Origin of the sequence: Plantibacter flavus (assembly GCF_900177615.1) — a bacterium.
Lineage (GTDB): Bacteria > Actinomycetota > Actinomycetes > Actinomycetales > Microbacteriaceae > Plantibacter > Plantibacter flavus.
On the sequence record NZ_FXAP01000005.1, the window covers coordinates 315,882 to 328,072 of the forward strand.

General features: G+C 70.6%; 13 protein-coding genes. 8 read left to right on the plus strand and 5 right to left on the minus strand.

Annotation, left to right across the window (positions count from 1 at the left end; all coding sequences use genetic code 11):
* Positions 1–6: 6 nt before the first annotated feature.
* A complete protein-coding gene (mtrA, locus tag B9Y95_RS16220) occupies positions 7–690 on the minus strand; it encodes an MtrAB system response regulator MtrA (RefSeq protein ID WP_064295232.1) in 684 nt (227 codons plus the stop codon).
* Between the two features lie 163 nt (positions 691–853).
* Here mtrA and B9Y95_RS16225 point away from each other — a divergent pair, with 163 nt between their 5' ends.
* Genes B9Y95_RS16225 through B9Y95_RS16245 form a run of 5 tightly spaced genes read left to right on the plus strand, consistent with a single transcriptional unit; the run spans position 854 to position 6,490 of the window.
* Positions 854–2,317: a DUF7847 domain-containing protein gene (locus tag B9Y95_RS16225; protein ID WP_085513381.1), complete on the plus strand. Its 1,464-nt coding sequence runs from the start codon at positions 854–856 to the stop codon at positions 2,315–2,317.
* The gene (locus tag B9Y95_RS16230) at positions 2,314–2,982 is read left to right on the plus strand and encodes a DUF4129 domain-containing protein (protein WP_085513383.1); all 669 of its coding nucleotides are present in this window, start codon (positions 2,314–2,316) and stop codon (positions 2,980–2,982) included. The genes B9Y95_RS16225 and B9Y95_RS16230 overlap by 4 nt, the downstream gene beginning before the upstream one ends.
* A complete protein-coding gene (locus tag B9Y95_RS16235; protein WP_123539732.1) occupies positions 2,979–4,196 on the plus strand; it encodes a DUF4350 domain-containing protein in 1,218 nt (405 codons plus the stop codon). The genes B9Y95_RS16230 and B9Y95_RS16235 overlap by 4 nt, the downstream gene beginning before the upstream one ends.
* Complete coding sequence (locus B9Y95_RS16240) at positions 4,193–5,182, plus strand: AAA family ATPase (protein ID WP_079707257.1); 990 nt, start codon at positions 4,193–4,195, stop codon at positions 5,180–5,182. Before B9Y95_RS16235 ends, B9Y95_RS16240 begins: the two co-directional genes overlap by 4 nt.
* Positions 5,183–6,490, plus strand: a complete 1,308-nt coding sequence (locus B9Y95_RS16245) for a DUF58 domain-containing protein (protein ID WP_085513386.1) — start codon at positions 5,183–5,185, stop codon at positions 6,488–6,490.
* A 60-nt stretch (positions 6,491–6,550) separates the two neighbouring features.
* Here the strand turns inward: B9Y95_RS16245 and B9Y95_RS16250 are convergent, their stop codons facing one another.
* Positions 6,551–7,417, minus strand: a complete 867-nt coding sequence (locus B9Y95_RS16250; protein WP_085513388.1) for a LysR family substrate-binding domain-containing protein — start codon at positions 7,415–7,417, stop codon at positions 6,551–6,553.
* Positions 7,418–7,515: 98 nt separating this feature from the next.
* Here B9Y95_RS16250 and B9Y95_RS16255 point away from each other — a divergent pair, with 98 nt between their 5' ends.
* Positions 7,516–7,911, plus strand: a complete 396-nt coding sequence (locus B9Y95_RS16255) for a DUF5997 family protein (RefSeq protein ID WP_056012681.1) — start codon at positions 7,516–7,518, stop codon at positions 7,909–7,911.
* A 3-nt stretch (positions 7,912–7,914) separates the two neighbouring features.
* On the opposite strand, the gene B9Y95_RS16260 is transcribed toward B9Y95_RS16255, so the two are convergent.
* Positions 7,915–8,910, minus strand: coding sequence for a stage II sporulation protein M (locus tag B9Y95_RS16260; protein WP_085513530.1), 996 nt, complete (start codon positions 8,908–8,910; stop codon positions 7,915–7,917).
* A 67-nt stretch (positions 8,911–8,977) separates the two neighbouring features.
* Between B9Y95_RS16260 and B9Y95_RS16265 the strand changes: the two genes are divergently transcribed.
* On the plus strand, positions 8,978–9,838 hold the full coding sequence (locus B9Y95_RS16265) for an RDD family protein (RefSeq protein WP_085513390.1): 861 nt from the start codon (positions 8,978–8,980) through the stop codon (positions 9,836–9,838).
* A 22-nt stretch (positions 9,839–9,860) separates the two neighbouring features.
* Here the strand turns inward: B9Y95_RS16265 and ahcY are convergent, their stop codons facing one another.
* Positions 9,861–11,351: an adenosylhomocysteinase gene (gene ahcY / locus B9Y95_RS16270; protein WP_085513392.1), complete on the minus strand. Its 1,491-nt coding sequence runs from the start codon at positions 11,349–11,351 to the stop codon at positions 9,861–9,863.
* 82 nt (positions 11,352–11,433) lie between these two features.
* A complete protein-coding gene (locus tag B9Y95_RS16275; protein ID WP_064295224.1) occupies positions 11,434–11,655 on the minus strand; it encodes a DUF3499 family protein in 222 nt (73 codons plus the stop codon).
* A gap of 95 nt (positions 11,656–11,750) precedes the next feature.
* On the opposite strand from B9Y95_RS16275, the gene B9Y95_RS16280 reads away from it, so the two are divergent.
* On the plus strand, positions 11,751–12,188 hold the full coding sequence (locus B9Y95_RS16280; RefSeq protein WP_064295223.1) for a metallopeptidase family protein: 438 nt from the start codon (positions 11,751–11,753) through the stop codon (positions 12,186–12,188).
* The last annotated feature ends 3 nt before the right edge of the window (positions 12,189–12,191 follow it).

Here is a 12,191-nt window from a genome sequence, read left to right on the forward strand (position 1 = left end):
GTCGGATCAGCCGGTGACCGCGCCGGCGCGGTATCCGACGCCACGCACCGTCATGACGATCTTCGGGTTGTCGGGGTCTTCCTCGACCTTGGCGCGGAGCCGCTGCACGTGCACGTTCACGAGTCGGGTGTCGGCCTTGTAGTGGTATCCCCAGACCTGTTCGAGCAGCATCTCGCGGGTGAAGACCTGCTGCGGTTTGCTCGCCAGTGCGAGCAGGAGGTCGAACTCCAGCGGCGTGAGCCCGATGACCCCGTCGGCGCGACGGACCTCGTGGCCGGCGACGTCCACCGTGAGGTCGCCGATGCGGAGGGTCTCCGCGAGGTCAGCGGCCGGTGCGCGCAGCCGCGTGCGGATCCGGGCGACGAGCTCCTTCGGGTTGAACGGCTTCACCATGTAATCGTCGGCACCGGACTCGAGCCCCTTCACCACGTCCGCGGTGTCGGACTTCGCGGTCAGCATGATGACCGGGACGCCGGACTCCTGACGGATCAGGCGGCACACCTCGATCCCGTCGATCCCCGGGAGCATGAGGTCGAGGAGGACGAGGTCGGGTTTGGTGTCGCGGAACGCCTGGAGCGCGCCGCCGCCGTCCGCGCAGAACGACGGCTCGAAGCCCTCGGTGCGCAGCACGATGCCGATCATCTCGGCGAGTGCGGTGTCGTCGTCGACGACGAGAATGCGTGCGTTCATAGCTCCGTCTCGGGTGTGACCGGCCGGCCGCGCTGCCTGACCGGTGTCCTTACGTCTCGCCTCAGCGTAGTCGAAGTGTCCAGGAGAACCGCCGAAGCGCCGGTCGCGGGCAGGCTCGGTGTGACAACATGGAGGGGTTCGAGACGGCGAGGGGGTGTTGCTGATGGACACGGAACAGCGAGCCGGGGGCGAGATGGGCGATCAGGATCCGAACCCGTGGGCGACGCCGCAGGGGCCACAACAGCCGGTGGCGGCGGAGCAGGCGACACCGCAGCCGCCCCCACCGCAGCAGGGGTATCCACAGCAGCCCGGCTATCCGCCGCTGCCGCCGCAGGGGGCCCCACCGCAACCCGGGTATCCGCAGCAGCAGGGATACCCACAGCAACCCGGGTTTCCGGCGCAGTCGGCGTACCCACAGCCGGGATACGGCCAGCAGCCGTATCCGCAGCAGGTCCCGCCCCAGTACACCCAGCCGTACCCTCAGGCTCAGCAGCCCGGGTACGGGACCTTTCCCTCGGCTCCGACCGCCGCCTACGACGCGAACCCGTACGCGACCGGTGCGCCGTGGGCCCCCGGTCCCCAGCAGGGATGGGCCCCACCGCCGAAGCCTGGGCTCATCCCGCTTCGGCCGCTGTCCTTCAGCGACCTGTTCGGCGCCCCGTTCCTCGTGCTGCGACGCAACCCGAAGGCGACGTTCGGGAGCGCCCTGCTGCTGCAGGGTCTCACCGCCGTCCTCTCCCTCGTCATCGTCGGCGTCGTCACCTGGCTCTCGTTGAGCCGGCTGTCGCAGGCGGCGCCCGGCGAGGAGGACGCCATCAGCGCCGGGGCGATCACGGCCATCATCCTGTCCTTCCTCATCCCGGTGGCGGTCTCGATCGCGGGCAGCGCGATCCTGCAGGGCATCATCGCGCAAGAGGTCGCTCGCGGCACCCTCGGCGAGAAGTTGCCGCTCGGCGTGCTCTGGCGGCGCACCAAGGCGCGGTTCGTGCCACTCATCGGCTACACCTTCCTCCTGATCGGTGTCGTGACGGTGTTCATCGCCGTCGCGGTGGGCCTCGGATTCGTGCTGACCGGTCTCGGCGGGACCGCGGGCGTGGCCCTGACGGTGGTCATGGGCATCGGCGCGCTGCTCGTCCTGATAGCCGCTTCCGTGTGGCTCGGGACGAAGTTCTCCCTCACACCGAGCATCATCGTCCTCGAGAACGGCAAGGTCTTCCCCTCGCTCGCCCGCTCCTGGCGCCTGACCGACGGCTATTTCTGGCGGACCTTCGGCGTCCAGTTCCTCGTCTCCTCGGTCGTCAGCGTCGCGTCGCAGGTCGTCGCGACCCCGATCAGCCTGCTCGCGAGTCTCGTCCCCGTGCTGTTCGTCGGGGTGGACTCGGAGGCGACCATGATCGTCGCCACCATCGCCGCGCAGGGCCTGTCCCTGCTCGTCTCCGTCATCATCGGTGCGATCACGGTCGTCGTCATCAGTGCCACGTCGGCGGTCATCTATGTGGACCTGCGGATGCGCAAGGAGGGGCTCGACCTGGACCTCGCGCGGTTCGTCGAGGCGCGCGCCGGCGGTCGCGAGACGGTCGACAACCCCTTCGACGTCGCCGCCGCCGGAGGCAAAGCGACCCGATGAGCCCGCTGTTCCTCGCGTCGCGCCTCGACGTCCCGCTGGTCCCGGATGCACCGGGCGCCCGGGACCTCCTGCAGCGTGAGCTGTCGAAGCCCGAATACCAGACAGCGCAACCGTCGCTGTGGGACATCGTGTCGAAGGCGTTCTGGGACTGGGTGAACTCGCTCCGGGTGCCGGGTGAGGGCCCCTTCACGGGCCTGTTCCCGATCATCGCGATGACCGTGGTCGTCGTCGGGATCGTCATCGCGTTCATCGTGTGGGGCGTCCCCCGCCTCAACCGACGGAGCGCCCGTCAGCTCGACCTCTTCGGCGAACGCGACGATCGGACCGCCGATCGGTTGCGCCAGGACGCGAGGACCGCCGCCGCGGCCGGCGACTGGACCCTCGCGCTCCAGGAGCTGTATCGGGCGATCGCTCGCGGACTGTCCGAGCGGACGATCGTCGTGGTCACCCCCGGCACGACGGCGCACGGTTTCGCCGCCCGGGCTGCGGCCGCGTTCCCGCAGGACGGGCGCGCGCTCGCGGAGGCCGCGGACGTCTTCGACGCCGTCCGCTACCTCGAGGCGACGGGCACCGAGGCACAGTACCGGGAGCTCGAAACGCTCGACGCCCGGCTCATCGTCGCCGCGCCGCAGCTGCTCGCCGACCCCGAGGAGCTGGTCCGGTGACGCTCGCGACGAAGCCCACGATGCAGCGGGAGCCCGAGCCCGACGTCGCCACGCCTCGGCTGCGAACCCGGCTGCGGAGGAACCGGTTCTGGATCATCGCTGCGGTGTTCGCGGTCGGGATCGCCCTCGTGCTCATGTTCGCGACCCGAGGCGCGTCGATCGACGCGGCCCTGCTCAGCCCGGGCAACCAGACGCCGAACGGCGGTCGCGCGCTCGCGCAGGTGCTCCGTCAGGAGGGCGTCACCGTGACGGAGACCACCACGCTCGATGCGACGCTCGGGGCGGTCGAGGACACCGACAGCACCGTCCTCCTGTTCGACCCCAGTGGACTACTCGACGTCTCGCAGCTCGAGCGGTTGAGCGACGCCGACACCGGACTCGTCGTCGTCACCCCGCGAGCCGCGGCGCTCCGCACCCTGTTCCCCGGCGTCTCGTTCGCAGGCAGCTCGGACACCGCCGACGTCTTGTCGTCCGACTGCGGCGACCCCACCGCCGAGCGGGCGGGGACGGTCACCGGTGGCTGGACGCTGTACACGACCACTGACGCCGACGCCGAGGGCTGCTTCACCGCCGACGGCGGCGGGAGCGCGGTCGTGACGCAGGCGGACGGCGCACGGGTGCTGCTCGGCTCCGCCGACGCCCTGACGAACGACGTCGTCGACCGTGCGGGGAACGCCGCCCTCGCGCTCGGCCTGCTCGGCTCCACCGAGCAGTTGGTCTGGTACCTGCCGAGCCTCGCCGACGTGCCCGTCACCGGTCCCCCGAGCCTCGACGAGCTGACGCCGAGCTGGGTCGCCGGAGTCACCGGCACCGTCGTCGTCACGGCGATCCTGGCCATGTTCTGGCGCGGGCGACGCTTCGGCCCGCTCGTCATCGAGGACCTGCCCGTCGCGGTCCGCGCGAGCGAGACGATGGAGGGGCGCGCGCGCCTCTACCAGCGGTCCGGCAACCGTCAGCGGGCGCTCGACGCGCTGCGGATCGGCACCGTGTCCCGCCTCGCGGTCGCCACAGGCCTCTCCCGCCACGCCTCCGTCGTCGAGGTCGCCGACACGGTCGCCGGACTCGCCGGGCTCGACCCTCGGCACGTGCGGTCCGTCCTGCTCGACGCCGTACCGACGAGCGACGCCGACCTCGTCTCCCTGTCCGATCACCTGCTCGATCTCGAAGCCGCCGTCGCGCGCGCCACGGACCTCACCGGAAGGAACCATCCATGACCGACGCCCCCGTGCCAGGATCCACCGCACCGAACCCCGACGACCTCCGGCGAGCACTCGCCCAGGTCCGCGTCGAGGTCGGCAAGGCCGTCGTGGGTCAGGACGCCGCCGTCACCGGGCTCGTCATCGCGCTCCTCGCCAAGGGCCACGCGCTTCTCGAGGGCGTCCCCGGCGTCGCGAAGACGCTCCTCGTCCGATCGCTCAGCCACGCGCTGAGTCTGGACACGAAGCGCGTGCAGTTCACGCCCGACCTCATGCCCGGCGACGTCACCGGCTCGCTCGTCTACGACGCCAAGACCGGCGAGTTCGAGTTCCGCGAGGGCCCGGTGTTCACGAACATCCTGCTCGCCGACGAGATCAACCGCACACCCCCGAAGACTCAGTCCGCCCTGCTGGAGGCGATGGAGGAGCGCCAGGTCAGCGTCGACGGCCGTTCGCTGCCCCTCCCCGACCCGTTCATCGTGGCCGCCACGCAGAACCCGATCGAGTACGAGGGCACCTACACGCTCCCCGAGGCGCAGCTCGACCGCTTTCTGCTGAAGCTCGTCCTCGACGTGCCCGAACGCGACGTCGAGGTGGAGGTGCTCCGACGCCATTCCGCCGGGTTCAGCCCGCGCGACCTCACGGCTGCGGGTGTCAGGCCGGTCATGGGCGCGGCCGATCTCCGGGCGGCGCAGCTCGAGGTCGGTCGGGTGGGTGCCAGCGCCGACGTCCTCGCCTACATCGTCGACCTCGCGCGCGCCACGCGGCGCAGCCCGTCCGTCCGTCTCGGGGTCAGCCCCCGAGGGACGACCGCCCTCCTCGCGTCGGCGAAGGCCTGGGCCTGGCTGAGCGGCTACCAGTCGATCACCCCCGACCACGTGCAGACGATGGTCCTCCCGGTGTGGCGCCACCGCATGCAGCTGCGACCGGAGGCCGAGCTCGAGGGTGTCTCGGTCGACGCGATCCTGCGTTCGATCATGCAGCAGGTGCAGGTGCCCATCTAGATGGCCGTCACCGGGAGGTTCGTCGCGCTCGTCGCGTTCGGCATCGTGCCGATCGTGGTGCTCGGCGTGCTCACGGGCGACGCCGCTCCGGCGTTCATCGTGTGGCTCGTGCTCGCCGCCGCGCTCGGAGCGCTCGACCTCGTGGTCGCCGGTTCGCCTCGGGACATCGTCCTGCAACGGCAGCTGCCGTCCCGGGTCAGGCTCGGTGACTCGGCGACGAGCACCCTCTTCCTCACCAACCGCGGAGGTCGCCGCGTCCGGGCGCTGGTGCGCGACGCCTGGCAACCGTCGGCCGGCGCGCCCACCGAGCGGCTCCGCGTCGACCTCCCGCCCGGTGAGCGGCGGAGCGTCAGCCTGGTGCTCACCCCGTTCCGTCGGGGCGAGCGACGGGTGTCCCAGGTCACGGTGCGGTCGTTCGGCCCGCTCGGTCTCCTCGCACGACAGGCGACGCTCAACAGCCCCGGGCACCTCCGGGTCCTGCCGGCGTTCACCTCCCGGAAGCACCTCCCGAGCCGGATCGCACGCCTCCGCGAGCTCGACGGCGCGACGAGCGTCATGGTCCGCGGTCAGGGCACCGAGTTCGACTCTCTCCGCGAATACGTGCGAGGTGACGACGTCCGTTCGATCGACTGGCGTGCCACGGCACGACGCGGCGACGTCATGATCCGCACCTGGCGGCCCGAGCGCGACCGCCGGGTCGTCATCGTCACCGACACCGGCCGCACCTCCGCCGCCCGCATCGCCGACGAGCCGCGCATCGACACCGCGTTCGAAGCCGCGCTCCTCCTGGCCGCCCTCGCCACGCGAGCCGGGGACCGCATCGACTATCTCGCCTACGACCGTCGGGTGCGCGGTCGTGTCCAGGGCGCGACCGGCGCCGAACTCCTCTCCAGGATGGTCGACGCGATGGCGCTCGTCGACCCGGAACTCATCGAGACCGACTGGGACGCCGTCCCCGGCCAGGTCAGGCAGATCACGAACCAGCGCGCCCTCGTCGTCCTGCAGACCTCGATCGACGCCCCCGGGGCCGCGCGCGGGCTCCTCGCCGTCCTCCCCCAGCTCACGCAGCGCCACACGGTCGTCGTGACGAGCGTCGTCGACCCGGCGACCCTCGAGGCCACGCGCGACCGCGGCGACCGCGAGACCGTCTACCGCGCCGCAGCGGCCGAACGCGCCCTGCTGGACATCGAACGCGTGTCGGCGGCGATCAGACAGCTCGGGGCCGACGTCGTCACCGGTTCGCCGGAGACCCTGCCCCCGGCGCTCGCCGACGCCTACATCGCGCTCAAGGCCTCCGGTCGGCTCTAGCCCGATCCGTCGCCGATGGACCGGCTCCCTCCGCGTGCCGGTGGGACCCGGGAGGACGGATCAGCGGCCCTTGCGCTTCTTGCGGCGTTCCCGGGCGAGCTCCTCCTGCTTGGCCTTGCGCGCGGCGAGCTGGGCGCCTCGGCTCGTCCCGGCGGCGGTGCCCTGGGTCGAACCGGCCTTCGGCTTCTTCCGTCGTCTCGCGGCCTGCTGCGGTGCAGGAGCGGCAGCCTGCTCGGTCGGGGCGGACCGTCGCGAGCTGTTGGCCGTGCGTCCGCGCACGATGCCGATGAACTCTTCCACGGCTTCGTCCTCGCGGTCCTGCGGCCAGACCAGCACGACCGGGATCGATGGAAGATCGGCGATCGGACGGTACTCCACGTCCTTCCGCTGGTGCAGTCGCGCGACCGACTGCGGGACCACGACGATCCCGACCTCGGACGCGGCCAGTTCGACCGCTGCCTCCGGGTCGGCGGTCAACGGGGCCGCCGGGGCGTCGAACCCGAGCGCTGTGGCACGTTCGGCCCACTCGAGGACGAGCGGCGTCATGATCAGTTGCTCGTCGGCGAGTGCGGCCATCCCGACCGTGTCCTCGGCTCCGAGGGCAGCGCCCTTGGCGAACACGACGACGGGGAGCTCCTCGAACAGGGCGATGGTGTTCAGCCCGTCCTGGTCGATCGGGACCCGGGCGAGCACGACGTCCGCCGCACCGGTGATCAGGACCGCTCGCTGCTCGTCGAGGTCCACCCGGATCAGGCGGAGTTCGTCGTCCGGACGGCGCTCGCTCCAGATGCGCGCCCACTTCCCCGGGTTCACGCCGCGCGCGTAGGCGACGGTCAACGCCGGCGGGACGACCTCCGGCGCCGTGTCGGCACCGAGCCCGTCGTCGCCGACATCGATCCCGTCGACCTGGTCGTCCTGCCTGTCCATCGAAGCCTCCACTGCTCGGCTTGCCACACTACTGCAGCTCAGTCGACGGGTGATCCGGCCGGTTGGGCGAGGACACCGCAGCGAGGTACGCTGAGCGGATGGGTGCGAGCGAACAGATCATGAAACCGGCGACCGCGGCGAAGAAGCTCGGGGTCTACCTTCCGGCGACCCCGGCGTCGTTCCAGGAGGAGCCGATCACGCGGTCGGCGTTCCTCGAACTGCAGGCGAACCCGGCGGACTGGCTCGTCGAGCTCCGAAAGAACGGACCGCACCCGCGCGACGTCGTCGCCCGCAAGCTGGGCGTGTCGACCTCCGGTCTGGCCCGCGCCGAGATCACCGAGGCGTTGACCACCGAACAGATCCAGGAGCTCCTCCGCACGCTGCCCGCCTGGCTCGTGCAGGAGCGCGCCGTCCACGCCGAGGTGAACGCCGAGAACGCCCGGGTCAACGCCAGGAACGCCGAGCGTCGCGCACGATCCGAAGCCGGCGAGTAGTCGTCAGCCGGCGACGATCCGCTTCGCGCCGGCCTCGAACTCAGCCAGGTCGCCGCGCTCGCCCGAGCGGTACGCGCGGCCGCCCCACCAGCACATGTAGGTCAGGAACGCGGCGAGCGCTCCCCCGCCGATGATCATCTTGACCGCCCACGGCCACGGTGCCGGCGTCACGAAGCCCTCGACGAGCCCCGAGACGAAGAGCACGATCACCAGCCCGATGGCGATCGTGAACAGTGCTCGGCCCTCCTCGGCAAGCGCCTGGCCCCTCGTCCGTGACCCCGGTGCCACCCAGGCCCAGAAGATGCGGAGACCCGCCGCTGCCGCGACGAACACCGCCGTGAGCTCGAGCATGCCGTGCGGGAGGATGTACTCGAAGAACACGTCGCCCTTGCCGTAGGCGAACATGACCCCTGCGGCCTGCCCGACCCCCTGGGCGTTGGTGACGATGATGTACGGGACCCAGACACCGCTGATGCCGAACGCGACGCATTGCGCTGCGATCCACGCATTGTTCGTCCACACCTGGCCGGCGAAGCTCGCGGCCGGGTTGTTGGAGTAGTAGGCGACGAAGTCGTCCTCGACGTACTGCTTGAGCTGGGCGTCGGTGCCGAGGTTCGCGAGGACCTGCGGGTTGCCGGCGATCCACACGGCGTACAGGGTTGCGATGACGACCGTCGCGACCGCGACCGCGAGGGTCACCCACCGGACCCGGTAGAGCGCGGCCGGCAGCGCCAGGACGAAGAACCGCGGGACACTCGACAACACGTTCGCACTGGCCCCGGTGAACCGGAGTCGCGCCCGCGACAGCGACACCGAGAGGCGGTCGCCGACGAGGGTCGATCCGGCCGTCGTCTTGATCGCGGAGAGCTGGGTCGCCCCGGCTTGATAGCGGTCGATCAGCTCGTCGGCCTCCGGCCCGCTGAAGAACCGCTGCTTGCCGAGCGCGTCGAGGCGGTCCCATTCCTGGCGGTGGGCTGCGGAGTAGGCGTCGAGGTCCATCGCAGCCATGCTACGCGGTGGTGGCGCTCCATGGCCGGTCCCCCGCGCATCTGCTTGAATGGAGCACATGTCCGAACCGGCCCGGGTCCCGCTGCACGAGACGACGCTGGACGACGGCACCGAGCTGATCACCGGCGAGGCGGTCGCCCTCGACGTGCGGCCCACCGGATTCATCCTGCGCGCGGCGGGCGCCATCATCGACTACGTGGTGTCGATCCTCGTGTTCGTCGGCCTCATGCTCGCGATGTTCTCCTGGATCCTGTCCGGGGTCGCCATGGACACCGCGATGTTCACCGCCATCGTGCTCGGCCTGACGGTGCTCTGCCTCGTCGTCCTGCCGGCAGCGGTCGAGATCGCCACCCGCGGGCGGTCGCTCGGCAGACTCGTGGTCGGTGCCCGCATCGTCCGGGACGACGGCGGTGCACCCGGCTTCCGGCACGCGTTCATCCGTGCCCTCACCGGGTACTTCGAGATCTACGCCACAGCCGGCGGCATCGCCGCGCTCACGGGTCTGCTCAGTGCTCGCTCGAAGCGTCTCGGCGACGTGCTCGCCGGGACCTACAGCCAACGTGAGCGTCTGCCGCGGGTGGTGGAGCCCGTCGCGATGATCCCACCGCAGCTCGCCGCCTGGGCCGGCGGCGCCGACGTGGCCCGGCTACCCGATCCGCTGGCGCGGCGCGTCACCCAGTTCCTCAAACAGGCCGGATCGCTCACTCCGGCCACGAGGACCCGACTGGCGGCCGAACTCGCGGCAGAGGTGTCCCGATTCGTGTCGCCGCTGCCGATCGCTCCGCCGGAGGCGTTCCTCGTCGGGGTCTCCGTCATCCGCCGGGAGCGCGAGTACCAGGCCCAGCTCGCCGCCCGTCAGCGCCTGTCGCTCCTCCAGCCGGTGCTGAGCGGTCAACCGCACCGGTTCCCCGACCGCTGAGGCGGGGAACCGGCGGCACCGCCTAGTAGCGGTAGTGGTCGACCTTGTACGGGCCCTCGACCGGCACACCGATGTAGTCGGCCTGCTCGCCCGTGAGCGTCGTCAGCTGCACGCCGAGCGCGTCGAGGTGCAGGCGCGCGACCTTCTCGTCGAGGTGCTTCGGCAGCACGTACACGCCGATCGGGTACTCCTCGATCCGCGTCCAGAGCTCGAGCTGAGCGAGCACCTGGTTCGTGAACGAGTTGCTCATCACGAACGAGGGGTGCCCCGTCGCGTTCCCGAGGTTCATGAGTCGTCCCTCGCTGAGCACGAGGACGCTGCGCCCCGTGGGGAGGCGCCACTCGTGCACCTGGGGCTTGATCTCGATCTTCTCGGCGCCCTCGAGCGCCTCGAGCGAGGCCATGTCGATCTCGTTGTCGAAGTGCCCGACGTTCGAGACGATCGCGAGGTGCTTGAGCGCGAGGATGTGGTCGAGGGTGACGACGTTGAAGTTGCCGGTGCACGTCACGATGATGTCGACCTGGTCGGCGACGCTCTCGAGGGTCGCGACCTGGAAGCCGTCCATCGACGCCTGGAGGGCGCAGATCGGGTCGACCTCGGAGACGATGACCCGAGCGCCCTGGCCGCGGAGGGCCTCGGCCGCACCCTTGCCGACGTCGCCATAGCCCGCGACGAAGACGACCTTGCCACCGATGAGCACGTCGGTCGCGCGGTTGAGGCCGTCCGGCAGCGAGTGCCGGATGCCGTACTTGTTGTCGAACTTGCTCTTCGTGACCGAGTCGTTCACGTTGATCGCGGGGAACAGCAACTCACCCTGCTTCGCCAGCTCGTAGAGGCGGTGGACACCGGTGGTGGTCTCCTCGGTCACGCCGAGGATGTCGGCGGCGACCTTCGTCCAACGGTCGCTGCTGCCGGCGAGCGAACGACGGAGCACGTCGAGGACGATGCTGTACTCGTGGCTGTCGGCGTCGGTCGTGTCGGGGACCGCTCCGGCCAGCTCGAACCGACGGCCCTGGTGGACGAGCATGCTCGCGTCGCCACCGTCGTCGAGGATGAGGTTGGGGCCGGTCCACTCGGCGCCGGCGGTGGCCGATTCGGTCGACCAGTCGAAGATCTGCTCGGTGCACCACCAGTACTCTTCGAGCGTCTCGCCCTTCCAGGCGAAGACCGGAACACCGGCCGGTGCCTCGACGGTCCCGTGCGGCCCGACGGCGACGGCGGCCGCCGCCTCATCCTGGGTCGAGAAGATGTTGCAGCTCGCCCAACGCACCTGGGCACCGAGTGCGACGAGGGTCTCGATGAGCACCGCGGTCTGCACCGTCATGTGCAGCGAACCGGCGATACGGGCGCCGGCGAGCGGCTGGCTCGCGCCGAACTCCTCGCGGAGGGCCATCAGGCCGGGCATCTCGTTCTCGGCGAGGCGGAGCTGGTGTCGGCCGGCCTCGGCGAGCGACAGGTCGGCCACCTTGAAGGGCAGGGTGGTCGTGGGGGCAGACGGTGCGGAAGAACTCATGACGCCATTCTCGCAGAACGTCAGGCGTCGTGGACCTTCATGTCGGGCCCGAGATCGGCACGGCGCGGTGGCGTGCCGACGGTCAGGAGCCGTAGCCGACGTCGCCGAGGACGCTGTGCTTCACGACGCTCCAGCCTTGCGGCACGCTCAGCCGTACGGCGTGGATGGAGCAGAGGTCGTAACTGTGCGGGCTCTTCTCGATGCTCAGCGGACCGAGGACGGCCATCGAGTCGCGGTAGTCGTAGGTCAGCGTCGCCACGGGCTCGCGCGAGCAGCCGACCTTCGAACACATCCTGTCAACCATTTGCCCCAGCGTAGCCCGCAGGCGCCGACGGCACCGTCCGGCTCGCCGATCGAGCGGGTCTGAACCGGGCCGCCGACCACACCTAGACTGGACGCATGGCGCAGGCTGACGAGGAGACGCGAGGCGCCCTCTCGCGCCGCCGATCACGGCACGGTCGCAACGGTCGTTCGAGCGTCGTCGGACCGGACGTGCCACCGATCGACACCCGGATCGACCAGTTCGACCTGACGGTCGCCACCACCGCCGACTACCTCCGCGGAGCCTGGCCCGCCGAACTCGCCGACGTCCGGTTCGAGGTCGGCGCGATGCCCGCGCAGAACTCCGGGACGGACGGCGTCGACCGCTGGTTCGTCGACCGAGCACGCCGACGCATCATCCTGTACCGGTTGCCCATCCAGCGGATGAGCAAGCTCCACCGGAACGACGAGCTGCATCAGCGCATGATGGTGGAGAGCTGCGTGTTCCGCGCCGTCGCCGAACTCCTCGGCAAGGACCCCTGGGACCTCGGGCCGGAGCGCTACCGGTTCCTCTGACCC

What these genes read in the sequence shown, in the direction of transcription:
- mtrA (WP_064295232.1), bottom strand. Translation starts at nt 690, where the DNA reads ATGAACGCACGCATTCTCGTCGTCGACGACGACACCGCACTCGCCGAG.
- B9Y95_RS16225 (WP_085513381.1), top strand. Translation starts at nt 854, where the DNA reads ATGGACACGGAACAGCGAGCCGGGGGCGAGATGGGCGATCAGGATCCG.
- B9Y95_RS16230 (WP_085513383.1), top strand. Translation starts at nt 2,314, where the DNA reads ATGAGCCCGCTGTTCCTCGCGTCGCGCCTCGACGTCCCGCTGGTCCCG.
- B9Y95_RS16240 (WP_079707257.1), top strand. Translation starts at nt 4,193, where the DNA reads ATGACCGACGCCCCCGTGCCAGGATCCACCGCACCGAACCCCGACGAC.
- B9Y95_RS16245 (WP_085513386.1), top strand. Translation starts at nt 5,183, where the DNA reads ATGGCCGTCACCGGGAGGTTCGTCGCGCTCGTCGCGTTCGGCATCGTG.
- B9Y95_RS16250 (WP_085513388.1), bottom strand. Translation starts at nt 7,417, where the DNA reads ATGGACAGGCAGGACGACCAGGTCGACGGGATCGATGTCGGCGACGAC.
- B9Y95_RS16255 (WP_056012681.1), top strand. Translation starts at nt 7,516, where the DNA reads ATGGGTGCGAGCGAACAGATCATGAAACCGGCGACCGCGGCGAAGAAG.
- B9Y95_RS16260 (WP_085513530.1), bottom strand. Translation starts at nt 8,910, where the DNA reads ATGGACCTCGACGCCTACTCCGCAGCCCACCGCCAGGAATGGGACCGC.
- B9Y95_RS16265 (WP_085513390.1), top strand. Translation starts at nt 8,978, where the DNA reads ATGTCCGAACCGGCCCGGGTCCCGCTGCACGAGACGACGCTGGACGAC.
- ahcY (WP_085513392.1), bottom strand. Translation starts at nt 11,351, where the DNA reads ATGAGTTCTTCCGCACCGTCTGCCCCCACGACCACCCTGCCCTTCAAG.
- B9Y95_RS16275 (WP_064295224.1), bottom strand. Translation starts at nt 11,655, where the DNA reads ATGGTTGACAGGATGTGTTCGAAGGTCGGCTGCTCGCGCGAGCCCGTG.
- B9Y95_RS16280 (WP_064295223.1), top strand. Translation starts at nt 11,751, where the DNA reads ATGGCGCAGGCTGACGAGGAGACGCGAGGCGCCCTCTCGCGCCGCCGA.